The organism is Dechloromonas sp. CZR5, from assembly GCF_008711155.1.
Lineage (GTDB): Bacteria > Pseudomonadota > Gammaproteobacteria > Burkholderiales > Rhodocyclaceae > Azonexus.
Genome location: NZ_VUYQ01000003.1, coordinates 42,919 through 69,136 on the forward strand (window position 1 = coordinate 42,919; position 26,218 = coordinate 69,136).

Genomic DNA, 26,218 nt, shown 5'->3' on the forward strand with positions numbered 1-26,218 from the left:
TCAACCTCCAATGGCTTCGGCCGGATCGACCTTGAGTGCCATGCGGATGGCAACGATGCTTGCCAGCACGCAAATCACGAGCACTGCGAAAAAGCCGGCGATGGAGTCGAACGGCATCAGCAGTACATACTTGGGAAAGAGGGGCGCTGAGAAAGTGGCCGTGATCTTGCCGACCACGAAGCCGATCACGCCCAAGGCGAGCGCCTGCTGCATGATCATCGCGGCGATGGTGCGGTTGCGTGTGCCGATGAGCTTCAAGACCGCGATCTCGCGGATCTTGTCCATCGTCAGTGTGTAGATGATGAAGGCAACGATGGCCGCGCTGACGATGGCCAGAATCACCAGGAACATGCCGATCTGCTTGGCCGAGGTGGCGATCAGCTTCCCGACGAGGATGCCTTCCATTTGTGCCCGGGTATAGACCGTCAAACGCTTCCAGCGTCGGATGGATTCGGCCACTTCTTCGGGCGCATGACCTGGCTTCAACGTAACCAGCACGGCATTGACAAACGGATTGGTGCTTTGTGATGCGATCACCGCATCCAGCAGGCCTGGCACACCAGGCCGGTTGAGCGCCGGATTGGCTTCGGTGCGACGCCGGCTTTGCCAGATGGCGTCGTTGTCCTTGAGGAACTGTGCCTCCTGGGCATCCTTGAGCGGAATGAATACCATCGGGTCGCCACTGGACGACACCATGCGCCGTGTCAGCCCGACGACGGTGTAATGATTGCGGCGAACGGCTAGACGATCCCCCAGTTTGAAACCCGTAGCGATATCGGCCACCGCCTCGTAGTGGCCTCGCGTGATCTGGCGTCCGGCGACGAGATAAGGCGGCCAGCCGGGTGTAGTTCCCAGCTCGCCGGGCGCGATGCCGACCACCATGGTGCGGACATCATTCTCGCCCTTCCGCACCTGCATGGTCAGGTAGGTCACGTTCGCAGCCTGGGCGACTCCCGGCATCGCGAGGATGGCGCGATATGCATCGTCGTTGAGGCTGGACGATTCCGCGTAAGGGCCCAGCGTGTCCTTTTGCACGACCCAAAGGTCAGCGCCGCTGTTGTCGAGTAGCGCCTTGCCGTCGTCCACCATGCCCCGGTACACCCCGGCCATGACCAAGGTGACGCCAATCAGTAGACCCAGACCGATGCCGGTGAAGACGAATTTTCCCCACGCATGCAGAATGTCGCGGCCGGCCAGGCTGATCATTCTGAGACTCCCGGGATGTGGTCGACTACATGAACGCGGCTGCGGGCCGTCAGTGCCTTTTCGCTATAAGTCACGACCTGGTCCCCGTTGTTAAGCCCTTCGCGCACCTGCACGTAACCATTTAGATCGGAAGCACCTAGCTTGACCGGGGCAAAATGCAGATCACCATCAACGATTTGCCAGGCACCAATTTTATTGCCGTCACGCTGGACGGCTGCGTTGGGGATCAGAGGAGCGGGCGGGAGCGCCGGCAAGTCAACCGTGACTTCGGCCAGTTCGCCCACCGGCGGCAAAGGCTCCGGTCTGCTATCGAATGCCACCTTGGCGAGCGTTTCCTCGGTTACTGCGTCGGCCTTGGGTTCTACCCGCAGCACGCGACCTTTCAACGTCTGGCCACCACGTGAACGCAGGACGATACGAGCCGGCAGCCCCCCAGCGAGCCCCGATGCGCTGATCTGGTCGAAGCGCACGTTGATCCACAAACTCTTGGGGTCAATCACTTCCACCACGGCCTGACCTGCGACGATGGTCGTGCCGGGATCGGCATCGCGCACGGCGACCACGCCGTCGACCGGCGCGATCAGGCGCAGATTGCTCCTCTGGGCAACCAGCGCTTCGCGGTCGGAGCGTGCCCGGGCTATATCTTCCCGAGCGGCGGATAGGGCGGCATCGGCGATCTGCAGTTCCTGCCGCTTCGTAGTGACGATTTCCTCGCTGGTCGAGCGCACCGTGAACAATTGCTCATAGCGGCGCGCCTGGGTTTGCGCGTAGGCTTGCCGGGCCTCCGCCTCGCGCAAAGCCGCTTCCGCACGCTTGAATGCCGACTCCTGAGAGCGGACCCGATCGTCGAGATCGACCGGATCCATTTCACCGAGTATCTGTCCGGCCTTGACCAGGTCTCCCACATGCACATCCAGACGTTTGACGCGCCCGGCAAACGTCGGGCCGATCTTGTAGGTGTAGCGGGCCTCCACCGTGCCGATCCCGAATAACGCCGGCGTGACCGCTCGCGATTCGACTGTCACCACCGTCACCGAGACCGGCGCCAGCGGGCCGGACCGCAGGCCAACGTAGATGAAGAGTGCCAGCAATGGGACGATGACGGCCAGGAGTGCCAAGGTACGGCCTTGCAGCGGTAGGCGTTTCATTGCGCGCTCCCGATGCCACGCCGGTAGATGGCAAAGACCCTCGGCGCATCGCGGCGGATGTTGGCAACATCGCCGGCCAGCAGCGATTGCATCACCAGCCCCTGAATGGTGCCGATGAAGAGGGTAGCGGCTGCCTCGGTATCGAGTGCGACATCCAGTTCCCCCTGTGCTTTGCCTTCCTCAATCAGCCGACGCAAACGTTCGCCATAGTGCCGGATGAGCGTCTGCACCATGCGCTTGGGGGCTGTCTCGTCAGCACGTTGCAATTCGCCAAACATCATCCGGGGCACCCCGGGGTGTTCAGCCACGAAATCAATATGGGTCATGAAGATTGCCTCCAGCCCGGCAATCGGAGACGCAGCGGACTGCGCGGCCTTGTCCACCCGTGAGAGCAGGCGCTCCGCCACCCAGGTCATGACTGCCTGCAGGATGGCGTCCTTGGTTGGGAAGTGACGAAACAGCGCGCCCTGCGTCAACCCCATACGCTTGGCAATGGCGGAGGTCGTGATGTCGTTGGGATTCTGTTCGGCAGCCAGTTCGACCACCGCCTCAACGGTAACGGCGCGCCGCTCGTCTGCGGGGAGATGTTTTACATGGGTGCTCATTGTTGCGGCCCTTAAAAGTGAGTAATCTATTACTATCTTATCAAAATATACTCCCCGCGCAAGAGGGGCCGCCTAAGCACTGGAAGGAACACAGATGAGCAACAGGTCCGTCGCAAATGCCAAGCATGAGTTGAGCGCTTACGTGATCAGGCGCTCCCACCAAACAACCGCTTCAGGTGAGGATCTGCGCGGATGTGCTTCACTCAGGGGTGAATAGGTGGAACTGCGGCATCTACGCTGTTTTATTGCCGTTGCCGAAGAACTCCACTTCGCGAGAGCGGCAGAGCGGCTGCATATTGAGCAGTCGCCGCTGTCGCGCGCGATCAAGGAACTGGAAGAAGACTTGGGTGTGCGGCTGTTCGAGCGCACCACCCGCACCACCCGACTGACGCGCGCGGGCCGAATGTTCTTGGAACACGTGCCTCGCGTCTTCGTCTCCTTGCAGCAGGCTCGGGACAGCGTAAAAGCCGCCGCCAACGGCTTCCACGGCCAATTGCGCATCGCTTTGTCTGACGGCATCACGCCGACTTGCTTCTCAGCCCTCTTGGCACTTTGCCGGCAGGAAGAGCCTGAAATCGAGATTCGCTTGATTGAGGTGCCTTTGTGCCAGCAGATCAAGGGGCTGCATGACGATCTCTACGACGTGGGCTTTGCTCAGTTGGATGAAGCCGGCGACGGACTTGTTGCCGAGCCTATCTGGCACGATCCATTGATGGTCGCGGTCCCGGCACGCCATCCCTTGCTCGCCTACAAGCGTATACCGCTGGACGAGGTGTTGCGCTATCCCCTGGCACTCGGCGATGCGCATGCATGCGAAGGGCACGCTCGCCAAATTGATCGCGCTTTGCGCCAATCGAGCCTGGAGCCGTTGATCGCCGAACGAGTCGCGTCCTTCGATCTGATGATGACCCTGGTGTCGGCAGGTTTCGCACTCGGGCTGGCGGGGGCATCGCAGATTGCCGCCAGCCGGGAACCCAGCGTGGTGGCCCGGCCGCTGTCTGGCCGTTCGCACATGCTCACGACTTACCTGTTACGCGTGGATAGCGAGCCGTCAGATGCCTTGGTTCGTTTCGTTGAACGAGTCCATGCCATTGATCCCCCAAGAGGAAAAACCTCTGCTGCACTTGAACGAACTGATCCGCCGGAGGAAATCGAGCCATGAAGAAGATCATCCCACTCTTGCTTGCCGCAGCGCTGGTGGCGTGCGGCAAATCCGAGCCGCCAGCGACGGGCAGCGGCGCTGCGTCAACCGAAACGGTAGAGTCGCTTGTAGCCAATCCAGAACGGTTGAAGGCGCTGCGCCAGCAGTGCAAAATGGAACGCGCGAAACTCGGCGATGAACTCTGCAACCGAGTAGCCGAGGCGACGAACCGACGTTTTCTCGGTGACGGCAAGACGCCCTACACGCCGCCGAAGGAGCAGCCCAAGTTCTAACTGCGGCCGGCTTGTAGCAAAAACTGCGTTTATTTTCTCAACACGCCACAACGCGCCTTTGCTTGCGGCGTTTTCCTTTTCTTGCTTCCAGCATGAATTAATGCATTTTGGGAGATTTTTGTCCCGATAACGGTCTTTGACCGTCCTTGATCCAGCCCTGAATCTCGCGCATGCGGCACGTTTTCGTGCCACTTGCCGCGCGGGAGAAATCGGGAGGTCTGGATGCAAGGTCAAGGTGTGCTGTTCGGGCAGATCGCCGCTGTTTTCAGTATCGTGATCGCCGGTGTGTGGGGAGCCACACAGTGGACAGCCGGCGCCTTGGGCTACCAACTACGCCTTGGCTCGCCCTGGTTCGATTTCTTCGGCACGCCGGTCTATCACCCTTGGCGGCTGTTCGAGTGGTGGTTCTTCTTCGATGCCTACGCGCCGCACGTCTTCGACGTCGGCGGCGCGATTGCCGGCGGCAGCGGGCTGATAGCCGTCGTGGTCGCCATCGCCATGTCGGTGTGGCGTTCGCGGCAATCGAAGCTGGTCACGACCTACGGTTCAGCGCGCTGGGCCGATGCCAACGATGTCCGCAAGGCCGGGCTGACCCAGCCGACCGGCGTTTTCCTCGGCCTGCATGACGGGCAGTACCTGCGTCATGAAGGCCCAGAGCATGTCCTGACCTTCGCGCCGACGCGCTCCGGCAAAGGCGTCGGCCTGGTGGTGCCCACGCTCCTCTCCTGGCCTGCCTCCGCTGTCATCCACGACATCAAGGGCGAGAACTGGCAGATCACCGCCGGTTGGCGCTCGCGCTTCTCGCACTGCCTGCTGTTCAACCCCACCGATGCCAAGTCAGCGGCCTACAACCCGCTGCTGGAGGTACGGCGCGGCGCGCATGAAGTGCGCGACGTGCAGAACATCGCCGACATCCTGGTCGATCCCGAAGGGGCGCTGGAGCGGCGCAACCATTGGGAGAAAACTTCGCACGCGCTGCTGGTCGGCGCCATCCTGCACGTGCTCTACGCAGGCGAAGACAAGACGCTGCGCGGCGTTGCCAACTTCCTGTCCGACCCGGCGTGTCCGTTCGAGCTGACGCTACACCGGATGATGACGACGCGGCACTTGGGCGACGCTCCTCATCCTGTCGTCGCCTCCGCCGCGCGCGAAGTGCTCAACAAGTCGGACAACGAGCGATCGGGCGTGTTGAGCACCGCCATGTCCTTCCTCGGCCTGTACCGCGACCCCACGGTGGCCGAAGTCACCTCTCGCTGCGACTGGCGCATCGCCGACCTGATTTCGGCAGAGCATCCGGTGTCGCTGTACCTGGTGGTCCCGCCGTCCGACATCAGCCGCACCAAGCCGCTGGTGCGGCTGATCCTCAACCAGATCGGCCGGCGCCTCACCGAATCGCTCGACGGCAGCGACGGCATCGCGCGCCGCCACAAGCTGCTGTTGATGCTCGACGAGTTTCCCGCGCTGGGCCGACTCGACTTCTTCGAGACGGCGCTGGCATTCATGGCCGGCTACGGCATTCGCAGCTTCCTGATCGCGCAGTCGCTCAACCAGATCGACAAGGCCTACGGCCAGAATCATTCGATCCTCGACAACTGCCACGTCCGGGTGACGTTCGCCACCAACGACGAGCGCACGGCCAAGCGCATCTCCGAAACTCTGGGCACGGCCACGGAGCTGCGCGCGCAGCGCAACTATGCCGGCCACCGGCTGGCACCGTGGCTGGGCCACCTGATGGTATCGCGGCAAGAGACGGCGCGCCCGCTGTTGACGCCTGGCGAGATGATGCAGCTCCCGCCCGACGAGGCCGTGGTGATGGTGTCCAGCGTGGCTCCGATCAAGGCCAAGAAGCTGCGCTACTTCGCCGACGTGAACTTCAAGCGGCGCGTGCTGCCGCCGCCCGCGCTCGCGGCCGGGCGCTACGCCGATGCGCCGCCGTTGCGGCCCGACGATTGGAGCGGCCTGGTGATCCCCGTCGTACCAGCCGTGCCCGTCGCCGCCGCATTGACTGACAGCGAAACCGGCACCACCGATGACGGCGGGCCACGCCGTCAGCCGGAGTTGTCCGAGGTCGCCGAGCACCACCCCGAACAGGAGCCAGCGAACAATGACCTGGCTCTGCTCGATGACGACGACTTGCCGCTCACGCTTCCCCGCCAGCTCGACCCGGCCATGCAACGCACGGCCCGGCTGGCATCCCTCGATCCAGACGACGGAATCCAGCTATGAGCCAATACCGCCTCAACCTGTTCATTCCGCCCGAACACGCCAAGCGCCTAGACGAATTGGCCGCCAAGAAAGGCGTGTCCAAATCGTCCATCGTCGCCGCGGCACTGGCGTCTTGGCTGTCGCCGGACGCGGGCGATCAGCGCGAGGCGGCCATCGCCAAGCGGCTCGACCGGCTTACACGTCAGTTCGAGCGACTGGAGCGCGACCAGAATATCGAGATCGAGACGCTGGCGCTGTTCGTTCGCTACTTCCTGACCGTCAGCACGCCGGTGCCCGAGGCCCACCAGGAAGCGGCCCGCGCCCAAGGCAAGGCGCGCTTCGAGCAGTTCGTCGAACAGCTCGGCCGTCACCTGTTGCGCGGGCGCAGTCTGGTGCGCGACGTGGTGGAGGAGCTTCAACCCGACACTGCGCGGCTGGACGAAGCGGCGGTGCAAGTTGAAGCCCAGGAGCGCGCCCAATGAGCGCCGTTCCGCAGTCGCCCATCGCCACGTCGCTGGACCGCCGCATCCGTATGCTGCGCACGGCCATGGGGCCGGTGATCGCCGCCGCGCTGGAAGACCCGGACGTGGTGGAGATCATGCTCAACCCCGACCGGTCACTGTGGGTGGATCGCCTGTCCTCCGGCCGCGCACCGCTGGGCGTGGAGCTGTCCGAGGAGGATGGCGAGCGGATCATCCGGCTGGTCGCCGCGCACGTCGGCGCGGAAGTGCATCGCGGCCAGCCGCTCCTGACCGCCGAACTGCCCGAGACGGGCGAGCGCTTCGAAGGCATCCTGCCGCCCGCAGCACCGGGGCCAGCCTTCGCGCTGCGCAAGCGTGCCGTGAACATCATCGGCCTGGATCGCTACGTGGCTGACGGCATCTTGTCCGCGCCACAGGCTGAGTTCCTGCGCCATGCGGTGCGCGAGCGGCAGAACATCCTGATTGCAGGCGGCACCAGCACTGGCAAAACCACGCTGGCCAATGCCTTGCTCGCCGAGATCGCCGTCACCGGCGACCGCGTGCTGGTGCTCGAAGACACCATTGAGCTGCAATGCGCCGCCCGCGACCATGTGCCGTTGCGCACCCGCGCCGGTGTGGTCTCCATGAGCGAACTGGTGCGCGCCACGATGCGGCTGCGCCCCGACCGCGTGGTCGTCGGTGAAGTGCGCGGCGGTGAGGCACTGGATCTCATCAAGGTGTGGGGCACCGGCCATCCCGGTGGCATCGCCACGATTCACGCCGGCTCCGCACTGGGCGCGCTGCTACGCCTGGAACAGTTGGTTCTCGAAGTCGCTGTGAATCCGCCGCGCGCACTGATCGCTGAAGCCGTGAACGTCGTTGTGTTCATCGTCGGCCGTGGCCGCAAGCGCCGCATCGACACCATCGCCCGTGTCGCCGGCTTCGACGGTACGGGTTATCGCTTGGCGGACATGCTGGAAACGCCGTTTCCGGAGCTGCTGCCGCTGTCTTCCATCGTTCCTTCCCTGTCCCTCAACCACTCTGGAGAACTGCCATGACGCACACCCATGCTTTCCGCTTTTCCGTAAATCTGGCTTCGATCCTCGCTCGCCTGCGCCGCTTGGCCGAGCCGACCCATCACGGCCTGCTGCTGGCCGCCGCGATGCTGATGACGGCAGGCACCGCGAAGGCGGCAGGTTCCTCGATGCCCTGGGAAGGGCCGCTGCAATCCATCCTCGACTCCATCCAGGGGCCGGTGGCTCGGATCATCGCGGTCATCATCATCATTTCGACCGGCTTGGCGCTGGCCTTCGGCGACACGTCGGGCGGCTTTCGCAAGCTGATCCAGATCGTTTTCGGCCTGTCCATAGCGTTCGCGGCTTCGAGCTTCTTCCTGTCGTTCTTCAGCTTCTCCGGCGGGGCTGTCGTATGAGCACGGCCAACGACTTGCCGGGCTTCGAGATTCCGCTGCATCGCTCGTTGACCGAGCCGATCCTGCTGGGCGGTGCACCGCGCACCGTGGCGATTGCCAACGGCACGCTGGCCTCCGCCGTGGGCCTGGGCCTGCAACTATGGATTCCTGGCTTGGTGCTCTGGATCGTCGGCCACTCGCTGGCGATGTGGGGCGCGCGCGTTGATCCGCAGTTCATGCAGGTGTTTGCCACGCACCTGAAACACAAACCGCTGCTGGACGTGTGAGGACCAAGCCATGCTGAACCTCGCCGAATACCGCCAGCGTCCGGCCTTGCTTGCCGACTGGCTGTCCTGGGCCGGTCTGGTCGCGCCGGGTGTCGTGCTCAACAAGGATGGCAGCTTCCAGCGCACGGCGTGCTTTCGTGGGCCGGATCTGGACAGTGCCACGCAGGGCGAGCTGATTGCCACCACGGCACGGTTGAACAACGCACTGCGCCGGCTCGGCAGCGGCTGGGCGCTGTTCGTCGAAGCCGAACGCCGGCCTGCAGCGGACTATCCGCACTCGGATTTCCCGGAGTCCTTGTCCTGGCTGGTGGACGAGGAACGACGCGCGACTTTCGAAGAGTCGGGCAACCACTTCGAGAGTGGCTATCACCTCACGCTGCAATACCTGCCGCCCGAGGAGTCCCGCGCACGGGCGGCAAAAATGCTCTACGAGAACACGCCCACGCAAGGCGTGGACTGGCGCGAGCGTCTGTCGGCCTTCGTCGCGGAGACCGACCGCATCTACGACCTGCTGGACGGCGTGATGCCGGAGATCGCCTGGCTCGACGACAGCCAGACGCTGACCTACCTGCATGCGACCGTTTCAACACACCGTTACCGCGTCGGCGTACCGGAAGTGCCATTCCATCTCGATGCGCTGCTGGCCGATGCGCCACTGGTTGGCGGCCTCGCGCCCATGCTGGGCGACCAGCACCTGCGCGTGGTCACAGTGCGTGGCTTCCCGACCTCGACCTGGCCGGGGATTCTGGACGACCTCAACCGCTTGGGCTTCGCCTACCGCTGGAGCACGCGCTTCCTCTGCATGGACAAGGCTGAAGCAGAAAAGGAGTTGGGCCGCTTGCGCCGACAGTGGTTCGCCAAGCGCAAGAACGTCCTCGCGCTGCTGCGCGAAACCATCTTCCAGCAGGAAAGCCCGCTAGTCGATACCGATGCCAGCAACAAGTCCGCGGACGCGGATGCGGCCTTGCAGGAACTGGGCAGCGATCAGGTCGCCTTCGGCTACGTCACCGCGACCGTGACCGTGCAGGATGTCGACGCCAACGCGGCCGATGAGAAGCTGCGGATGGTGGAGCGCGTCATTCAGGGCCGTGGCTTCGTGACGATCCCGGAAACGCTGAACGCCGTGGAGGCCTGGCTGTCTTCGGTGCCGGGCAATGCCTACGCCAATGTGCGCCAGCCCATCGTCTCGACGCTGAACCTCGCGCACCTGATGCCGGTGTCGGCGGTGTGGGCCGGGCCGGAGAAGAACGACCACCTCGATGGCCCGCCGCTGATCGTCACGCGCACCGAGGGTGCGACGCCGTTCAGGCTGGTGACGCACATCGGCGACGTCGGGCATACGCTGGTGGCCGGCCCGACCGGCATGGGCAAGTCGGTTCTGCTCGCCACGCTGGCGATGCAGTTCCGCCGTTATCCCGGCTCGCGCATCTTCGCCTTCGACATGGGGCGCTCGATGCGCGCCACCATTCTCGGGCTGGGTGGCGAACACTACGACCTCGGTGCAGATGGTGCGATCGCGTTCCAGCCGCTCGCGCGCATCGACCGGGAAGGCTATCGCACCTGGGCGGGCGAATGGGTCGAAGGTCGGTTGCGGCATGAAGGCATTGCGGTTGGCCCGGACGAGAAGGCGGCCATCTGGTCGGCGCTCGTCAGTCTCGCGGGTGCGCCCGTGGAACAGCGCACGCTCACCGGCCTGTCGGTACTGCTGCAATCCAACGTGCTGCGCCAGGCGCTCGCACCCTACGTGCTCGGTGGCGCCCACGGCAAGCTGCTGGACGCCGACCGCGACCGGCTTGGCCGGGGCGACGTTCAGGGCTTTGAGATGGAGGAGCTGATGCACAGCAAGGCCGCAGTGCTGGCCGTGCTGGGCTATCTGTTCGCGCGCTTCGATGAGCGTTTCGACGGTGCGCCGACGCTGCTGATCCTCGATGAAGCCTGGCTGTTCCTGGATGACCCTGTTTTCGCGGCGCGCATTCGCCAGTGGCTCAAGACGCTGCGCAAGAAGAACGTCAGCGTCATCTTCGCCACGCAGTCGCTGGCCGACATCAAGGACTCGACCATCGCGCCCGCGATCATCGAGAGCTGCGCCAGCCGCATCTTCCTGCCGAATCCGCAGGCCACCGAGCCGCAGATTCGAGCTATCTACGAGGGCTTCGGGCTGAATGCCCGGCAGATCGAGATCGTCGCCACCGCGCAGCCCAAGCGCGACTACTACTACCAGTCGCGCCTGGGCAACCGCCTGTTCGACCTGGACCTCGGACCGGTCACGCTCGCCTTTGCGGGCGCTTCAACGCCCCAAGACCAACGCGCCATCGACAGCGTGCTGCGCGATGCCGGAACGCCGGGCTTCGCCGGTGCCTGGCTGCGTCACCGCGGCCTCGATTGGGCGGCCGACCTGTTGCCGTCCGCTCCCTCGGCCGAGTCTTTCCTTGCTTCCCAACCTCTGGAGGTTTCGCCATGAAAAAACGTCTTTTTGCCATCGCTGTTGCCGCCTTGATCGGTGCCATGCCCGTCGCCCAAGCGCAATGGGTCGTCATCGACCCCACGAATCTAGCCCAGAACATCCTGACCGCCGCGCACACGCTGGAGCAGATCAATAACCAGATCAAGCAGCTCCAGAACGAGGCGCAATCCTTGATGAACGAGGCTCGCAACCTCGCGAGCCTGCCGTTCAACGTGGTCAATCGCCTGCGGAGCAACCTGGATACGACGCGGCAACTGATCGGCCAAGCACGGGGGCTGGCCTTTGACATCCAGAACATGGACCAGCAATTCGCACAACTGTACCCGGAGCAGTACGCCGCCACCGTGAGTGGCAACCGGATGTTCCAGGATGCACACCAGCGCTGGCAGAACACGCTCCAGGGCTTGCAGACCGCCATGCGCATGCAGGCGCAGGTGTCGCAGAACCTGAACCAGGATGAGGGCGTGCTGGCCGATCTGGTCGACCAGAGTCAATCGGCCACCGGCGCCTTGCAGGCGATGCAGGCCACCAATCAGCTCCTGGCGCTGCAAGCCAAGCAGTCCATCCAGACCCAGCAGCTCCAGCTCACGCAGGGGCGCGCGGCCTCGTTGGAGCTGGCCCGGCAGGCTGCCGCCGTCGAGCGTGGACGCGAGGTGACGCGCCGCTTCCTCGGCGGTGGCACGGCGTACACGCCGCAGTCCGTGAACTTCTACGGCAACTGACGGATGCGGCCATGAACGACGTCTCCGTCATCGACCGTTTCCTCAACGTCTTCTCCACGTACATCGATTCGGGGTTCGGCCTGTTGCACGGTGAAGTCGCTTTCCTGACCGCGACGCTGGTGGCGATCGACATGACCCTGGCCGGCCTCTACTGGGCACTGGGCCATGCCACCGGCCAGGGCGAAGACGTGATGGCCAAGCTCCTGCGCAAGGTGCTCTACGTCGGCGCCTTCGCCTACATCATCGGCAACTTCAACTGGCTGGCGAGCATCGTGTTCCGGTCCTTCGCCGGCCTTGGCCTGACGGCTTCCGGTTCGACCTTGACCATGGCAACCTTCCTGCAGCCGGGGCGTCTGGCCAAGACCGGCATCGACGCGGCTGCGCCCATCCTGCAACAGATCAGCGAGATGGCCGGCTTCCCGGAGGTGTTCATCAACATCGCACCCATCGTGGTGATGTTCCTCGCCTGGCTGATCGTCATCATCAGCTTCTTCGTGCTGGCGGTACAGCTCTTCGTCACGCTGATCGAATTCAAGTTGACCACGCTCGCCGGCTTCGTGCTGGTGCCATTCGCGCTCTGGAACAAGACCGCTTTCCTCGCCGAGAAGGTGCTCGGCAACGTGGTGTCCTCGGGCATCAAGGTGCTGGTGCTGGCCGTGATCGTCGGGATCGGCACGGGCCTGTTCGCCGAATTCCAGGTCACGCCCAGTGAGCCATCCATTGACCACGCTCTGGTGGTGATGCTGGCCTCGCTCGCCATGCTGGCACTCGGCATCTTCGGCCCCGGCATCGCCACGGGCCTGGTGTCCGGGGCGCCGCAGCTTGGCGCGGGCGCGATGGCCGGTGCAGCGATGGGCGCAGCCGGTACAGCTATCGCGGTCGGCGCTGCCGCAACCGGCGTGGGCAGTGCGGTGGCGGCCGGCGCGCGCATGGCGCCCGCCGCCGCCAAGATGGCTGTCAGCAGTGTGCGTGCCGCGGCCTCGACCGCGAGCAGTGCGCGAACGGCCTATCAAACGGGTTCCGCTGCTGCGGGCGGTGGTCTCAAGGGCGCGGCTACCGGTGTGGGCAACGTTGCCAAGACCGGCGCGCAAGCCGTCGGCCAAAAGGCCGCCGCTGGGATGCGTTCGCTCAAGGAACGGGCGGCAGCCGCCTTCCGTTCCGACGAGGCGGGACCGGTTTCCGGTGGAACCGCCGCATCAGGTCAATCCACTGCCAACGAAACCGATGCCGGCGCTGCCGACCAGCAACAGACACAACCCGCCTGGGCCAAGCGCCTGCACCGCCGACAGCAGATCAGCCATGCCGCCGCGACTACCGCGCACACGCTGCGTGGAGGCGACGGCGGTGGTTCGAGCAGCGGCCCGAGTTTGCACAGTTCCGACGATTGAACCGATTCACAAGGAGAACAAGCCATGCGATTCAAACGCCCGCAGGTGCGCTATGCCGATACGCCGCAGCCTGCCACTCCCTACCAATCCGCCGCCCAGGTGTGGGACGAGCGTATCGGCTCGGCCCGCGTACAGGCCAAGAACTGGCGGCTGATGGCCTTCGGTTGTCTGGTGCTCGCGCTGTTGATGGCCGGCGGCCTGGTCTGGCGTTCGGCACAGTCCATCGTCACGCCCTATGTGGTGGAGGTGGATCAGGCTGGCCAGGTTCGGGCGGTCGGCGAAGCCGCCACGCCGTACCGGCCGAACGATGCGCAGATCGCCTACCACCTGGCGCACTTCGTCGTGCTGGTTCGTTCCCTGTCCATCGATCCCATCGTCGTGCGGCAGAACTGGCTCGACGCCTACGACTACACCACCGACCGCGGCGCAGGCGTGCTCAACGAGTACGCCCGCACCCATGACCCGTTCGCGCGCGTCGGCAAGGAGTCGGTCACGGTGCAGATCACCAGCGTCGTGCGCGCCAGCGACGCATCTTTCAACGTGCGCTGGAGCGAGCAGCGCTTCGTCAATGGCGCGCCGGCCGGCACCGAGCGCTGGAACGCCGTGATTTCCACCGTCCTGCAAACCCCGCGGACCGAGCAGCGGTTGCGCAAGAACCCATTGGGCATCTACGTCAACGGACTATCGTGGAGCCGCGAACTCGATGCCGCCGAAGGAGCCAAGCCATGAACCCGTCTTTCCGCTTTTACGCTTTCGTGTTGACGCTTGCAGCGTCTGTGCTGTCGTTGCAGGGCTGCGCCACGCAGGGCACACCGCCGCCGACCATCTCGCTCGATGAGCCGGTGCAGGCCCAGCCGCTGCCCGAACCACCCAAACCGGTTGAAGTGGTGGAGGTGCCGAAGGTGCTGCCGATGCTGGCTCAGATGAAGCCGCTGCCGGAGAGCATCGAGGCCAAGACGGCACCTGAGCCTGCCGATGAGAAGCTCCGGGTCTCGCGGGCCAATGCCGAGGCGCGCATTGCGCCCACGCGCGAGGGCTACGTCAACGCCATTCAGGTCTGGCCCTTCACCGATGGCGCGCTGTACCAAGTCTATGCTGCGCCTGGACGGGTGACGGTGATTTCTCTCCAATCCGGCGAGGAACTGGTGACGGTCGCCGCCGGCGATACGGTGCGCTGGATCGTCGGGGACACCTCCAGTGGTAATGGTGAGGCGCTGCACGTCAGCGTTTTGGTCAAGCCGATCCGCTCGGGCCTCAAAACCAATCTGGTCATCACCACCAGTCGGCGCACCTACCTGATCGAACTGACCTCGACCGAACGCGCCTGGATGGCTTCCGTGTCGTGGGAATACCCTAAAGATCGGATGCTGGCCCTGCAACGTCAGGCGCAGGCCGCGCAGGCGACCGCCCCGGTCGATAGCGGCCTGTCGTTGGAGAAGATTCGCTTCCGCTACGCCATCAGCGGCAACACGCCGCCGTGGAAACCGCTGCGTGCCTTCGATGACGGCGAGAAGGTCTACATCCAGTTCCCGCCCGGCATCGCGCAAGGCGAGCTGCCGCCGCTGTTCGTAATCGGTGCGCGGGGCGATGGCCAACTGGTGAACTACCGTTTCCGTCCGCCGTACTACATCGTCGATCGGCTGTTCGGTGCGGCCGAACTGCGCTTGGGCGGCGACAAAGGCGACGTGGTGCGCATCGAACGCACGGATGGCATTGCACGGGGGAACTGACCATGAGCCAGGACGACACTCCCGACCTTGCGGCGCCACAGGCTGGCAAGGTAGCCCCCGAGGCGGTAACGCTGCGCGCACAGCCGCGCCCGGTGACACGCCTGAACCGGCGCACGTTGGCGATCCTGGCAGGTGGCCTCGCCGTAGCCGTGCTGGGTGCAACCATGTGGTCGCTACAATCGCGCAAGCGCAGTGCAGGCGAACAAGCCGAGCTTTACAACGTGGATCGCGTGTCTCGCTCGGAGGGCCTGGATCAGCTTCCGACCGATTACTCCAAGCTGCCGCGTGCTTTGCCTCCTCAAGTTCCCGAGCTGGGGCCGCCGCTGCCGGGCGACTTGGGGCCAGCCATCGTGAAATCGCAGCAGCCAGTGGCTCGCACCTACACGCCTCCAGGCCAAGCTCCGGCTACCGCTAAGCACGGCGCATACAGCAAGGAAGCGGAAGCGGCGGCGGGGGCCTCGGTGTTCTTCCGTTCCAGCAACCAGCGCGCCGCTCCTACGCCAACGCAGGTGGCCACGGCCAGTCCAGCGTCCGGCCTGTCGGGCTTCGACCCGATGGCCGCCGGGCCGGCCTCGACAGCAGCACAACCCGCCGATCCGACCGCCGTGCAGAACCGGCAGGACCAGAAAGAGGCATTCCTGAAAGCCGGTTCCACGGAAACCCGTAATTCCGCGAATCTGAAGATGCCAGCTTCGCCGTATCAGGTGATGGCCGGGACGGTGATCGCGGGCGCGCTGGTCACAGGCATCAAGTCCGATCTGCCGGGCGACGTGATCGCCACGGTGACGGAGCCGGTCTATGACACGGCCACGGGCAAGTTTCTGCTGATCCCGCAAGGCTCGCGCATCCTCGGTCGCTACAACAGCCAGGTGAGCTACGGGCAAAGCCGGGTTCAGGTAGTGTGGAATCGGATCATCCTGCCCGACACGTCTTCACTGACGCTGGACAATTTGGCCGGCGCCGACCCCGCTGGCAATTCTGGCCTGGAGGATGGTGTCGATTGGCACTGGGATCGCATCTTTGCCGGCGCGGCACTGACGACGCTGCTGGGTGTCGGTGCCGAACTGGCCGCGCCGGAGAACCGCCAGAACGGCGATCGGGTCATCAATGCCGGACGCAACAGCTTGCAGGACAGCGTGAACCAGGTCGGCCAAGAGATGACCCGGCGCAACCTCAACATCCAGCCCACCTTGACCGAGCGGCCGGGCCTGCCCGTGCGCATCATCGTCAATCGTGATCTGGTGCTGCGGCCCTATCAGCCGCTGTTTTTCAACCGGGGGACTTCACGATGAGCACTGCACGTAAGCTACGACTGGGGCCGCTACCCAAGACTGAGAGTATCAAGCTGACCTTCATTTGCCCGACCAGCCTCAAGGCGGACCTTGATCGCTACGCCGCGCTGCATGCGCAGACCTATGGCGAGACTATTGATGCGGCAGCGCTGATTCCGCACATGCTGGAGGCGTTCATGGTCCGTGATAGAGGATTCCGGCGAAGCAAGGGGGAGGGGGCCGGAGTTCGTCCCGCGCCACGGAGCCGAAAGGAAGCAGAGGGTCAGTCTGGGGATTTTGAAAAGTCATCGCCGTCGTAGTCTGGCTACGACTGAATAGATTATTCCAATTGGGGCGATAAATCGGAAAAGCAGATGGGGCAGGGCCAATGCTTCAGATTCTGCTGCTGTTCATCGAATCGGTGCTTCGGACTCACGCGGGCCAGCAGTTTCTGGGGCGAGGTGGTCGTTTTGCACTGGCTTAGCATGGATCACGTCGCTTCCGCTTATCGTCAAGGCTATAGAGCGGCATCGATCCGATAAACTGACCGGGATTCACGAGTTGTTTCTTCCGCTCTTCGATGCCGATCGCGAAGGATACGTAGAACAGTGCGGATCGTGCCATCTGCATGACTCGGATCGCTTTGGCTTCGAGTTCGTCGCTGCCAATGGCGATGCCGAAGCTGTCGTTGCTCGTCCCGTTTATCATGAACGGTTTGGCCCAGCCCTCGTTTACACGCAGATAGGTGTGCTCCAGCGCATTGCGGATACTGTGCAGTTCACGAGCATCGGCCGCGGTTGTCTGCTTGAGCTGGTCATCAAACAGCTCCTTCGACAACCAGAACAAGCCACGCAGTGGCAGATTGTCGCATTTCTCGAACAGTGGGAGCAGGCGCGCCTTGTTCTCGATCATCCAGACGTTCTTAAAGCTAATTCTGTCCGGTATCTTGCCTAAGTTCCAGTATCGATCAACAAGAAAGGCGACCTTGTCGAGCAGGGAGTAGGCTATGCGGAAGGCCGTGCGGACCCGCTCGCTCGCTAACGAATAGAGTGGATAGTCGAGCGTGTCGGTGAGCGCGACCCCGCGATCCGAGAAGTGGACCTGTGTGCTGCTTATTCCCTCGAACAGCATGAAGCGCGCTGAGGCATACTCCTGCTTCATCTGACTGAAGAAGCCAACGATTGGTGGGGGCAGATGTCCGTCGGGACGGTCATTAAACCCTTCGATCAGAGGCGGCAGCATTAGGTCGTCGGTGGCTGCCGCAAGATGCGGTCCAAGATCGTTCAGGGGGCACAGGAAGAGACGGCGTTCAAGGCTCCAGCGACGATAGGCGCGTTCGGTCTTAGACCGGCCAGCGTTGCCATGATCGAGGTTCTGGATACCCCGGACTGCGTCAATATTGATGGCACCAGCGAGTTCAGTCGCCTGACCAGCGAAATAGGTTACCGCCCCTTGTGGATCGCCGGAATCGAAAAATGCATTCTCCTCAATTGAGGAACGAAGACTGTCGAAAGCATGCAAAGCCAGGATCGCGCGCTCATAGTCATCAAACACCATGCGGGCATAAGCTCCAAGCCCGCAGCCACGGTTACCCCATCCCAGCGCAAAGCTTGGAATGATCTTCAGAGCAGCGTCCCAAACGGCGATCGCGTCAATCGTGCGACCGACGGTATTTAGAAGGTTCGCGTGGTTGGTAAGGATTTGGCATTGACGAACCTTATCGAGGCTCGCAAAGCCGGCATGGTTTGAGGCGCGCGATAGTGCAAGCAGTTCTGCCTGCCGTTCTGGTGCTTCCCAAGACCAGGATCGTCGGACATTCGCTATATGCGACAGCGCCGCCCAAGCATTGGCTCGGAAATACTCGACCAGGGCACCATCCGTGTCGATGAGTTCTCGTTTAGATAATTCGTCGAGCAAATAAAGCGCGCGTTTGGCGCCACGCTCGAAGGATGCGTCGAAGGCATCGTCGACCAACTGGCCGATGTGTGCGAGCGCCTCGGCATCGCTCATTTTCGTGATGCTGCGTTCACACTGCTTGTTGAGGTTGTCGAATCCAGGATTGGTGGTCATCGCCTTTATCGTTTCTTGGCCCGGAACAGCGCCTGGGTGGTCTTGAGCAAATAGAGTTTGGTTGTTGCCAACTGTCGTAACCTCAACCCTCTTGCTCGGCGACGAGCTTGGCTTCCGCCAACTCGTGCGCAATGTCGTTCCAACCGGCCTCACAGGCGTATTTGACCATTCGATCCACGGTGCGCGTCGGCGCCACCCTGCGTTGCGAATCGGGAACATCCGCCGGACGCATCTTCCAAGGTCGAAGGACATGGCCAGCTTCGGTTGCACACCGGCTCAAATAAGCCGCGATCCGAAATCCCCCTTCGTCGACGTCGCCCCAGTGCAGCACTGGAGTTGATATCGGGAGCACGGAGAGTAGCCGGATGTACATTGCCCGCCAGGCCGGGGATGGCATGCCTGCGGTGTAGAGACACAGCACATCGGAGTCACAGTGCTGGCGTGCCCACACATGGAACGTGGTCAGATTCTCGACGGTTAGCACTTGGCTGGGCATGGATTCAAGGCCCAGCACCGTGGACGGGGGGAGGGCGCCGTAGGGGCAGTCCAACGGGAACGAGCCACGCTCCCGACGGACCACGATGTTACCGGCCAGACGCGCTGGCTGTGGCTCGCGATAGAGACCAAGCTCTTGTAGTACCTCAGCTTCCGGGCGTGCATCATCCTCAACGTTCCCTGCCAGCAACACATCCAGGCAAGGCACCAAGGATTCGATGCGCTTGCTGTCCTTGAACAGGCGCGCGCTAGCATCCCGCACCGGCGTCTCCGTGGCGCCGAGCGCCACCTGGGCCTGGCAGTAGGAGATGACGTCACAGGCCATGGCCCAGTTGTCGGCGGCGTCAGGCCCAGTGCCGCGGACCTTCTTGAGCTTCTCCCAGTTGGACAGGACGTCGTTCAATATCGGGTGCTCGTCGAATCGTGCGGTGAGGGTCTGTCTCGCGGACTGGACCCGCATCGCATGGGGTAGTTTTCCCAAAATTGCGGCCAGCTGGACGACGTCAATTAGTTCGACGCGCTCGACGAGGCCTTGGGGGTCATGCCGAGGGCGCTGGACCATGATCGCTCCCTCCGCCTGAGCGTATGCCAACACCGCTTCGAAGTTCTCCTTGGCCTTCAGGCTGCGTAACTCGCGATACTCGGACAATGCTGAGTTCGTCAGGACAGGGCGTCGGACCACGGTGCCGGCCTCGTGCTTATCGGCGGACCTCAGTAGACGCTCCAGGACCTTTCTGGCCAGCGGATCCATCTCGGTCTGGTCTCGCCGGCTCACGTTGCGATACCCTCCGTCGAGAGCGCCTGCGGCTGGTATTGTCTCCTGATCTCCGCTTCAACCAGTTCCGGGTTGAATTCCGGCAGGTCGGCGCGGAACATCTCGCGCGTCTCAGGGGATACGTCGTGGCCCTCAAGCACCACCACGTTGCTCTCGGCGTCGCGCATGATGTCGTAGTACCTATCAAGGAAGGCGGTCAAACTGCCCAATGCATCGCCCGTGCTGGCCATGAAGACCTGTAGGCCCAGCTCCTCGAAGTAACGCATGGTGGCCACGATGTTCCTCGGGTCCATCTTGATGAAAGCTTCGTCGATGACCAGCAGGCGGATGCCGGTGTCGTCGCCACGTTCCAGCCGGTAGGCCGACGACAGCGCGGCGCCTGCGATCACGTAGAGTGGAGCACGATGCTCGCCGCCCGAACCGGACCCGACGCGCTTGCTGAGCCAGCCGATGTGCTTGATCGTGCCTGTGGAGGCTTCCTCGCGGAGCACCTCGATATCAAAGTCGAAGAATTCGCGATAGTCGTCTAGAGGGGACTTGATTGCGGCAGCGCCGGTGACCGCCTTTTCACGCATCAACTCCTCGAACTCCTTGGGCAGTTCTCCAGCTCCGCCGAGCAAGTCCTCAGTCGGGCCGTACTGGGCAACGTCCTTGATGAACTTCAGCAGCACCGCGAAGGCCGGTCGCACATGCGCGCGGAACTGATAGCGCTCGTTGTTGGTAAACATCGGCGCCAGGCGCAAGGCCTCGTTCATCCGGTTGATGGTGTCGCTCAACCACTCAAGGTGCTCGTGCAGCGCTACCGCAACATCGTTGCGGAAAGTGCTCTTTGCCGCGCTCAAGGCGTCTTCCATCCGGGCCTTGTTCTCTCGTAGGCCAGTCTCAGTCAGGATTATGACCCTCGCCTCCAGCCAAGCACGCGCACTGCGCCAGTCGTCTTGCGTGCCTGCCGGCATGAACTCGTTGTGCCTGACGAGGAAGGCTGACAGTTTCTGCATGGCGTTCGACGCCTTCTGGCGAGAGTCGTCCTTGGCACCATTGCTGCGGCGAGTGCAGTCAGTGACGATCTCGCGGAACGACAAGCCTTGGCGCGTCAGCAGCCTCTCCCACTGGTCCGACGCGTAGCCGGCGTCGAAGCCCTCAGCCGCACGCGCCGCATCGGCGATCTCCTTCTGGGTGAGAGCCAAAGCCTGCTTCTTCTTTGTGTCCTCGGTCTTTTGTCGGTATTCAGTCTCCGCGGCGCCGACGGCCTGAACCGTATCGAGGTGCTGCTTGCGCAACTCGATCACTGCCGCGTCTGCTTCTTCGGCTACTTGCACCAGCTGTCGATACTCCTCAGTGTTCAAGGCTTGTAGGCGCTGCGTCAGATCCACCTCGTTGCTGGCTTCCCTGGAAAGCCGATCAAAGGCTTCTAGGATGTCCAGGACCTTGTCCTGCTCCCCACCCACGAATGGGCTGAGGTCGTTCAAAAGGACTTTGAGCTTGGCGTAGCGGTCCTTGAGCGTTTCAACCTGCTCTTCGAGTTTGCGGGCTCGTTCGGCGATCGAGGTACGCGTTGCCGTTGAGGTCGGGCCGATCTTGAAGAAGGCGGGATCAATCGGCTTCTTGCGCACCATCTCGCCGTCGGCCAGCAACATACCGTCCTTGGTCATCGCGAAGCGATGGGCAAAGCACTCGTCCTCGGTATCCGCCCGCTGTGTGTCGCCGAACTTGGACCGCAGGTAGTTCACCGCCGCTGCGCTATTGCCGCTGATCAGCTCGGCCACTGCACCTCGCCTGGGACTGCCGCGGTTGGAGAACTTGCTCGGCATCACGACCTTCGCCTCGTAGACCCCGGCCTGGCGCGACACCCGAAATGCCTTGCGCTCGTCGGCCTCGTCGACCAGCAGCGCTTGCATATTCGACGTGCCCAGATAGGACTCGATAGCTGGTTGCCAGTCCGCGTCGTCGACGCGCACAAGGTCGCAAACCGGGGTGGCGTCCACGCCAGCGTTCGCCAGTACACGTTTGAGCGCCGCAGCCGGTCCTTCCAGAGGTGGCTTTCCCTTGGCAATGCGCTCCTGGTTTTCTCGCACACCAGCCAGGTCGGCTTCGGCCGCTACCTGCGCACGACCGACGGACTGCATTTCCTCGAACACCTCGTTGCTGAGCAGTTTGGCCGCGCGCAGCGCCTTGCGGACGGTTGACTCCACTGCGTCGCGGCTGCCGAGCTTCTCGCCTTCCAACAGGGCATGGATGTCCCTGAACGCTAGCGTAGTGGCCTCGGCGCTGTCGGCGACGAGCTTGCCGGGTATCTGTGCATCGATGGCCTTGCCGATGGCTTTGATGCTGCGATGCAGCCCCATTCTTTGTTCGGTGAGCCGGTTCTGTATCCCGACGAGGCTCTCGCGCAGCAGCGCAGCGTCTGCATGGGACGTGTGCTTGTCCCTGTCTGAGGCGCTGTCGCGTGCGTGCTGCTCGGCTGCCTCGACCTGACGGTTCACTTCGTTACGCCGGACGATGGCGACTTCCAGATCTGCTGCTGCCCGACCTTCGGCCTCCTCCGCAGCGGTCACCGCCTCGTTGGCGACCTCAAGCTCAGCCGCCTGGGCCAAGGCAGCGAGCGAGACCGAGTGGATATTGCGCCGGTGCGCATCGGCGAAATCCGTTTCGATCAACTCGGCCTCGTCGAGCTTGGCCTGCACGCTGCGTACTAGGGCAGCCATCTCCTGGAAGGTATGCAACACCTCCTTGAAGCGCTTGATGTTGGTCGGCCGAGTCTCCAACACCTGTTGGCGGACGATGTCGTCGACGCTCTTGTCGAACTTCATGCGTAGCCCGAAACGGAATGCTTGGCGGTAGGCATCCAAGCGCGGTGCCCCGCGCGCACCCCTCAGTCGAAACAGCATCGCGTTGACGAAGCGCTCGGAGTCGTGGAATAGCACTTCCTCGCCCTGAGCACGCTGCGAGAGCATCTGCCTGAAGCTCGCCCATGGCCGCGGCTGGTATTCGCCGTCGACGAGTTCCAGGTGGTCACTGAGCGCGAGGTCCGCTGGGAGAATGTAGCGACCTTGCACGTCGGACTTCTCGCGGTCGGCGCTCACGTAGATGCTCACACCCGTGGAGACGATCTCTCGGGTCGCGGTGTCCTCCCAAACCAGCGTGATGTAGGTATTGGCGCTGTCGCGCACGCGGGCATCCGGGGAGTCGCCGTACTGGCCAAGGCAGTAGCTACGGATATTGCGGCTGTTGTGGTTTGACTCGTCAGCCTGTGCGTTGAAGGCGACGCCTGCGCTGCCTCGGCTCTCGTTGGCCCCAAGCATGACGATTTGCACGGCGTCCAGGAGAGAGGACTTGCCGCTGCCGTTGGCGCCGAATATGCCGCAGTTCATGCTGACGTCGACGTCGCGCATCTCGTACAAAAAGAACTGGACTACCCGGATTCGGATCAGTTTCTTCATGCGGCACCACCTTCGTCATTGGTGGAGGCGCTTGCATGGGCCGTACGGTCAATCTCGGCGTCCGGGCTAGTGAAGAGGGCGATGCGGGCCAGCGCCGCCTCACCCAGGACCTCGGCGATACCAGGACGGATGATGACCACGTAGGGTTGGTCTGCATCGTGACCGAACTGATCGGCGTCCTCCTCCGACATCCGGGCGAGGCCCCAGCGCCGCATCCACTGCATCAGCGCAACGAGCTTGCCCCCGGTGGCAAGCTCGCGGCCGCCCGTCGTCTGCTTGTACTTGACCTCCAGTGTGACCAGATCGCAGGCGACCTCGCCATTTTCGTCGTGGTGTCCGGATCGCGTTTCCTCGTCAAATATTTTGCGCAGCACTAATGCGAGCAGTGTCTGGTCCACGGTGACCGGCGACGTCCTGGCGTGCTTGGGAATGGCGTAGGCATAGCGCAACTGGCTGTTGACCCGCACTACGTAGCCCAACGGCTCCAAGGCCCGTTTAAACTCTCGTTCGAAGTCCCGGATTAGCCCGTAGGCCACCTTGCTGCCCCGATCCGCCGCATATAGAACCTGCTCAGTGACCAGTCGGTTGGCCGCCGCCTCGAAATCATCCTCCGTGACCACGTTCTTGGTGGCCTCAGCCGCATCCGTCCAGAAACTCATTGGCTGCCCCCTCCCTTGGCTGGCTTGGTTGTTCTTGCGATCGTAAAGGGGAGGTGGGAGATGCCTTGACACTGGATCTCTTCGCCTTCCATACGGACCGTGGTGAATCCGCTGCTCATTGCCCGCGCGTTGGCTCGTAGTAGCCTGCTGGGCGTCGCGTTTGCCGCAGCGATGGTGCATAAGACCTGCAGCGCTCGAACCGACTCGATGCAGTCGACTTCGAGAGAGGCGCTGGGAACCGCATCCGACTCGCCGAGCTGCTGGCGAACGAAGGCCGCGAGCTTTGGCAGTGACATGGTGCGCCGGTCCCGTGCCATCAGGGCTAGGCGGGCCCTGGCCTCCTGTTCCGCAGACATGACCTGCTTGCGTAGCCCGCTGGGCGGGGGGCGCTTGGTTTCGATGCGGGGCGAGGCTAGACGCTCGCCGACGATGCAGTCACCGGGCGCAAATGGCGCCAGCGTGGCGGCCTTGCTGCCGTGCTTGATGACAGCGTCGATGGCATGGCCGATTAGCTCGTCGAGGGGACGAGCGGCACGCAGCCGGTAGTCCAGGTAGGCCAGCGCCAGCTTGTTAGCGCGCCGGATCTCGTCGTCCAGGCGGTCCAGGTACTCGTCGATCCGACGTAGATCCTCCACCTTCTGGATGTCGCGCTCGAACATGGCTTCGGCGCGGGCGGGATCCCGCCCGGCTTGCTTTTCGAAGTACCACTGAATCAGTCGGGCGCGCAGTTCCTGCGTCTGCTGCACATGTGCCACCAGGCGCAGGATCTCCTGCCGCCGGGCCAGGGGGTGCTCGCGCGTGCGCAACTCCTTGTAGTCACCAATGAACATGCGCTCGACATAGTCGTCGAAGAATCGCCGCACGAATTCGCCGGTGGCGTCGACTCGGCCAATCTCCAGCATTAGATCGCGCACGTTGGTGCCAGCTATCCGGACGTGTTCGAGAAGGGCGCGTGACTGCTGGGCGGCCTCATGCAGCGAAGCGCCATCCGTGCTTTCGTCCAAGAGTAGTTTCAGGTTGGCCTCAATGCTGCGAATCTTGCCGGAGACGAATTCCGGGCCGGTGTGGGCGAACTCGACTAGGCGGTTCATGAAATGGGCGACAGCTGGCGCCATCGTCACCATCTCGCGCACACCCACCCGATCCACGCGGATCCATCCCGCATCGCGCAGGCGATTGAAGACCATGATGGCCCGGATCGCCAACGGCGTGGCCGGTGTCACATCGTCACCCTCCGGGGTCCAGTCCTGATACTGAAGTTCCTCGGCGATGTCGGCCGTGATCTCGCGCATCAGGAAGCCGGTGCTGGGCGGTAGCGGTGCCTCGGGTCCGAAGCGCTTGGCATGCAGCACGCACAGCAGTGACCAATACTGGAAACGGTTGGCCGAGGCGAGCGGCGCGAACAGTCTGTCGGGCAGGCGTTTGAAGAGCGGCGGATAGCGCTCGGCCACCTTCTCTTGGCGAATTTGGTCGGTCAGGTCATGAATAGCCATTGCCGGCACTCCTCCGTGTTCTCAACTGCCAGCTGATAGTCGGGGGGAATCTGCCGATCCACGTCCGTCGCCGCCATGAGCTCCTGCACCATGTAGTTCAGGAGGGCGGCCCTGCAACTTTCGACGCGTGCTGAGGCCCCGTTGAAGTATTCGTTTCTAACGACCAGTTGCTGTGCAGTGCTGAGTCTAGGGTGAGCGATGAGCTTGACTTGCAGGACCGTGGACCAGGCGTCGTCGGTCGCGATGTCCACCTCGGAGGGTTCCAACAGCAACTGAACCTTGCTCATGCGTCCTAGCACGAAGTCGCGAAAAGCCTTCCGCTGCAGGCAGTAGCCGCGGACGTGCCATCGCCGACCAGCCCTCAATAGGCTGTGCGGCTCGATGATCCGCTCGTGCGGTTCCGGGTTGTTCATGGAGCAGTAGAGGAACTTCACCCGCAGGCGATCAACGATCGCCAGGTTTAGTCGGGAGAAGGTGCGCGGGGAGGTGTGGACGAAGTCCCAGGAGATGGAAAGCGGCCTGCCGGGCGCGTCCGGTACATACGGGACCAGCATGGCGCTGATGGCGTTGGGTCGCGATGCCTTCGCAGTGCGCTCGGCATCCGCGTAGGCCCTAGAAGTTGCCAGATCCGCTTTGAGTTTGCTGTCCCAGGCTACCCACTCCGGGTACGACTCCCGGAAGTCGCGCAGCCATTCGCTGGCCCGAATGGGGCTCAGGCCATACTCAGCGATGAGTCGGCTGCGGCTGACCCGGCCCTCCCAGAGAAGGATCCGGCCCACTTTGGCATCTCTTTCCTGACGCCTCTCAATAGACATGAATATGTCACCTCGTTATGGCTGGCAAAATGATATGGCAAAACATATGATATGTACAGCCATATGTTTCTGTTGCAGCCAACGGCGACGGCTGTCCCTTGGAATAAGCGCTCCACCCAACGTGTGCAGCCAAATAGGC

23 protein-coding genes are annotated in these 26,218 nt (G+C 63.1%); 14 read left to right on the forward strand and 9 right to left on the reverse strand.

Annotated elements, in window-relative coordinates:
* From F1002_RS09010 to F1002_RS09020, 3 genes are read right to left on the reverse strand one after another with little or no spacing between them, the layout of a single operon-like run.
* Complete coding sequence (locus tag F1002_RS09010) at window positions 1–1,206, reverse strand: ABC transporter permease (protein ID WP_150428707.1); 1,206 nt, start codon at window positions 1,204–1,206, stop codon at window positions 1–3.
* Window positions 1,203–2,354 carry an efflux RND transporter periplasmic adaptor subunit gene (locus tag F1002_RS09015; RefSeq protein WP_150428708.1) on the reverse strand — a complete coding sequence of 384 codons (1,152 nt, stop codon included), beginning with the start codon at window positions 2,352–2,354 and terminating at the stop codon, window positions 1,203–1,205. The genes F1002_RS09010 and F1002_RS09015 overlap by 4 nt, the downstream gene beginning before the upstream one ends.
* On the reverse strand, window positions 2,351–2,959 hold the full coding sequence (locus tag F1002_RS09020) for a TetR/AcrR family transcriptional regulator (RefSeq protein WP_150428709.1): 609 nt from the start codon (window positions 2,957–2,959) through the stop codon (window positions 2,351–2,353). Before F1002_RS09020 ends, F1002_RS09015 begins: the two co-directional genes overlap by 4 nt.
* Window positions 2,960–3,176: 217 nt before the next feature.
* On the opposite strand from F1002_RS09020, the gene F1002_RS09025 reads away from it, so the two are divergent.
* From F1002_RS09025 to F1002_RS09090, 14 genes are all read left to right on the forward strand, one after another.
* Entirely contained in the window at window positions 3,177–4,121 is a 945-nt protein-coding gene (locus F1002_RS09025) for a LysR family transcriptional regulator (protein ID WP_150428710.1), read from the forward strand.
* A complete protein-coding gene (locus F1002_RS09030) occupies window positions 4,118–4,393 on the forward strand; it encodes an EexN family lipoprotein (protein WP_150428711.1) in 276 nt (91 codons plus the stop codon). The genes F1002_RS09025 and F1002_RS09030 overlap by 4 nt, the downstream gene beginning before the upstream one ends.
* A gap of 222 nt (window positions 4,394–4,615) precedes the next feature.
* A complete protein-coding gene (locus F1002_RS09035) occupies window positions 4,616–6,619 on the forward strand; it encodes a conjugal transfer protein TraG (protein WP_150428712.1) in 2,004 nt (667 codons plus the stop codon).
* Complete coding sequence (locus F1002_RS09040; RefSeq protein ID WP_150428713.1) at window positions 6,616–7,080, forward strand: ribbon-helix-helix protein, CopG family; 465 nt, start codon at window positions 6,616–6,618, stop codon at window positions 7,078–7,080. Before F1002_RS09035 ends, F1002_RS09040 begins: the two co-directional genes overlap by 4 nt.
* Entirely contained in the window at window positions 7,077–8,117 is a 1,041-nt protein-coding gene (gene trbB, locus F1002_RS09045; RefSeq protein WP_150428714.1) for a P-type conjugative transfer ATPase TrbB, read from the forward strand. Before F1002_RS09040 ends, trbB begins: the two co-directional genes overlap by 4 nt.
* Window positions 8,114–8,491, forward strand: a complete 378-nt coding sequence (locus F1002_RS09050; RefSeq protein ID WP_150428715.1) for a TrbC/VirB2 family protein — start codon at window positions 8,114–8,116, stop codon at window positions 8,489–8,491. Before trbB ends, F1002_RS09050 begins: the two co-directional genes overlap by 4 nt.
* A complete protein-coding gene (locus F1002_RS09055; protein ID WP_150428716.1) occupies window positions 8,488–8,757 on the forward strand; it encodes a VirB3 family type IV secretion system protein in 270 nt (89 codons plus the stop codon). The genes F1002_RS09050 and F1002_RS09055 overlap by 4 nt, the downstream gene beginning before the upstream one ends.
* Before the next feature lie 10 nt (window positions 8,758–8,767).
* Window positions 8,768–11,218, forward strand: coding sequence for a conjugal transfer protein TrbE (trbE, locus tag F1002_RS09060; protein WP_150428717.1), 2,451 nt, complete (start codon window positions 8,768–8,770; stop codon window positions 11,216–11,218).
* Window positions 11,215–11,943, forward strand: coding sequence for a P-type conjugative transfer protein TrbJ (gene trbJ / locus F1002_RS09065; protein WP_150428718.1), 729 nt, complete (start codon window positions 11,215–11,217; stop codon window positions 11,941–11,943). The genes trbE and trbJ overlap by 4 nt, the downstream gene beginning before the upstream one ends.
* Before the next feature lie 11 nt (window positions 11,944–11,954).
* On the forward strand, window positions 11,955–13,331 hold the full coding sequence (gene trbL, locus F1002_RS09070) for a P-type conjugative transfer protein TrbL (protein WP_150428719.1): 1,377 nt from the start codon (window positions 11,955–11,957) through the stop codon (window positions 13,329–13,331).
* A 24-nt stretch (window positions 13,332–13,355) separates the two neighbouring features.
* Window positions 13,356–14,060, forward strand: a complete 705-nt coding sequence (trbF, locus tag F1002_RS09075; RefSeq protein ID WP_150428720.1) for a conjugal transfer protein TrbF — start codon at window positions 13,356–13,358, stop codon at window positions 14,058–14,060.
* Complete coding sequence (gene trbG / locus F1002_RS09080; protein WP_150428721.1) at window positions 14,057–15,061, forward strand: P-type conjugative transfer protein TrbG; 1,005 nt, start codon at window positions 14,057–14,059, stop codon at window positions 15,059–15,061. Before trbF ends, trbG begins: the two co-directional genes overlap by 4 nt.
* Before the next feature lie 2 nt (window positions 15,062–15,063).
* On the forward strand, window positions 15,064–16,353 hold the full coding sequence (locus F1002_RS09085; protein WP_150428722.1) for a TrbI/VirB10 family protein: 1,290 nt from the start codon (window positions 15,064–15,066) through the stop codon (window positions 16,351–16,353).
* Window positions 16,350–16,652, forward strand: a complete 303-nt coding sequence (locus F1002_RS09090) for a DUF2274 domain-containing protein (protein WP_150428723.1) — start codon at window positions 16,350–16,352, stop codon at window positions 16,650–16,652. The genes F1002_RS09085 and F1002_RS09090 overlap by 4 nt, the downstream gene beginning before the upstream one ends.
* 160 nt (window positions 16,653–16,812) lie before the next feature.
* Here F1002_RS09090 and F1002_RS09095 read toward each other — a convergent pair whose 3' ends face one another.
* The 6 genes from F1002_RS09095 to F1002_RS09115 form a co-directional block, all read right to left on the reverse strand.
* The gene (locus tag F1002_RS09095; RefSeq protein ID WP_223879522.1) at window positions 16,813–18,402 is read right to left on the reverse strand and encodes an LA2681 family HEPN domain-containing protein; all 1,590 of its coding nucleotides are present in this window, start codon (window positions 18,400–18,402) and stop codon (window positions 16,813–16,815) included.
* 82 nt (window positions 18,403–18,484) lie between these two features.
* Complete coding sequence (locus F1002_RS09100) at window positions 18,485–19,648, reverse strand: Wadjet anti-phage system protein JetD domain-containing protein (RefSeq protein WP_150428724.1); 1,164 nt, start codon at window positions 19,646–19,648, stop codon at window positions 18,485–18,487.
* Window positions 19,649–19,668: 20 nt separating this feature from the next.
* Complete coding sequence (locus F1002_RS09105) at window positions 19,669–23,112, reverse strand: SbcC/MukB-like Walker B domain-containing protein (RefSeq protein WP_150428725.1); 3,444 nt, start codon at window positions 23,110–23,112, stop codon at window positions 19,669–19,671.
* On the reverse strand, window positions 23,109–23,771 hold the full coding sequence (locus F1002_RS09110; RefSeq protein ID WP_191090350.1) for a DUF4194 domain-containing protein: 663 nt from the start codon (window positions 23,769–23,771) through the stop codon (window positions 23,109–23,111). The genes F1002_RS09105 and F1002_RS09110 overlap by 4 nt, the downstream gene beginning before the upstream one ends.
* Window positions 23,768–25,264, reverse strand: coding sequence for a Wadjet anti-phage system protein JetA family protein (locus F1002_RS20950; protein ID WP_191090351.1), 1,497 nt, complete (start codon window positions 25,262–25,264; stop codon window positions 23,768–23,770). Before F1002_RS20950 ends, F1002_RS09110 begins: the two co-directional genes overlap by 4 nt.
* Window positions 25,246–26,079 carry a WYL domain-containing protein gene (locus F1002_RS09115; protein ID WP_150428727.1) on the reverse strand — a complete coding sequence of 278 codons (834 nt, stop codon included), beginning with the start codon at window positions 26,077–26,079 and terminating at the stop codon, window positions 25,246–25,248. Before F1002_RS09115 ends, F1002_RS20950 begins: the two co-directional genes overlap by 19 nt.
* Between the last annotated feature and the right edge of the window lie 139 nt (window positions 26,080–26,218).

Bases quoted from the DNA above. Each gene is read 5' to 3' on its own strand.
- F1002_RS09010 (WP_150428707.1), bottom strand. From the start codon at position 1,206: ATGATCAGCCTGGCCGGCCGCGACATTCTGCATGCGTGGGGAAAATTC.
- F1002_RS09015 (WP_150428708.1), bottom strand. From the start codon at position 2,354: ATGAAACGCCTACCGCTGCAAGGCCGTACCTTGGCACTCCTGGCCGTC.
- F1002_RS09020 (WP_150428709.1), bottom strand. From the start codon at position 2,959: ATGAGCACCCATGTAAAACATCTCCCCGCAGACGAGCGGCGCGCCGTT.
- F1002_RS09030 (WP_150428711.1), top strand. From the start codon at position 4,118: ATGAAGAAGATCATCCCACTCTTGCTTGCCGCAGCGCTGGTGGCGTGC.
- F1002_RS09035 (WP_150428712.1), top strand. From the start codon at position 4,616: ATGCAAGGTCAAGGTGTGCTGTTCGGGCAGATCGCCGCTGTTTTCAGT.
- F1002_RS09040 (WP_150428713.1), top strand. From the start codon at position 6,616: ATGAGCCAATACCGCCTCAACCTGTTCATTCCGCCCGAACACGCCAAG.
- trbB (WP_150428714.1), top strand. From the start codon at position 7,077: ATGAGCGCCGTTCCGCAGTCGCCCATCGCCACGTCGCTGGACCGCCGC.
- F1002_RS09050 (WP_150428715.1), top strand. From the start codon at position 8,114: ATGACGCACACCCATGCTTTCCGCTTTTCCGTAAATCTGGCTTCGATC.
- F1002_RS09055 (WP_150428716.1), top strand. From the start codon at position 8,488: ATGAGCACGGCCAACGACTTGCCGGGCTTCGAGATTCCGCTGCATCGC.
- trbE (WP_150428717.1), top strand. From the start codon at position 8,768: ATGCTGAACCTCGCCGAATACCGCCAGCGTCCGGCCTTGCTTGCCGAC.
- trbJ (WP_150428718.1), top strand. From the start codon at position 11,215: ATGAAAAAACGTCTTTTTGCCATCGCTGTTGCCGCCTTGATCGGTGCC.
- trbL (WP_150428719.1), top strand. From the start codon at position 11,955: ATGAACGACGTCTCCGTCATCGACCGTTTCCTCAACGTCTTCTCCACG.
- trbF (WP_150428720.1), top strand. From the start codon at position 13,356: ATGCGATTCAAACGCCCGCAGGTGCGCTATGCCGATACGCCGCAGCCT.
- trbG (WP_150428721.1), top strand. From the start codon at position 14,057: ATGAACCCGTCTTTCCGCTTTTACGCTTTCGTGTTGACGCTTGCAGCG.
- F1002_RS09085 (WP_150428722.1), top strand. From the start codon at position 15,064: ATGAGCCAGGACGACACTCCCGACCTTGCGGCGCCACAGGCTGGCAAG.
- F1002_RS09090 (WP_150428723.1), top strand. From the start codon at position 16,350: ATGAGCACTGCACGTAAGCTACGACTGGGGCCGCTACCCAAGACTGAG.
- F1002_RS09095 (WP_223879522.1), bottom strand. From the start codon at position 18,402: ATGACCACCAATCCTGGATTCGACAACCTCAACAAGCAGTGTGAACGC.
- F1002_RS09100 (WP_150428724.1), bottom strand. From the start codon at position 19,648: ATGGATCCGCTGGCCAGAAAGGTCCTGGAGCGTCTACTGAGGTCCGCC.
- F1002_RS09105 (WP_150428725.1), bottom strand. From the start codon at position 23,112: ATGAAGAAACTGATCCGAATCCGGGTAGTCCAGTTCTTTTTGTACGAG.
- F1002_RS09110 (WP_191090350.1), bottom strand. From the start codon at position 23,771: ATGAGTTTCTGGACGGATGCGGCTGAGGCCACCAAGAACGTGGTCACG.
- F1002_RS20950 (WP_191090351.1), bottom strand. From the start codon at position 25,264: ATGGCTATTCATGACCTGACCGACCAAATTCGCCAAGAGAAGGTGGCC.
- F1002_RS09115 (WP_150428727.1), bottom strand. From the start codon at position 26,079: ATGTCTATTGAGAGGCGTCAGGAAAGAGATGCCAAAGTGGGCCGGATC.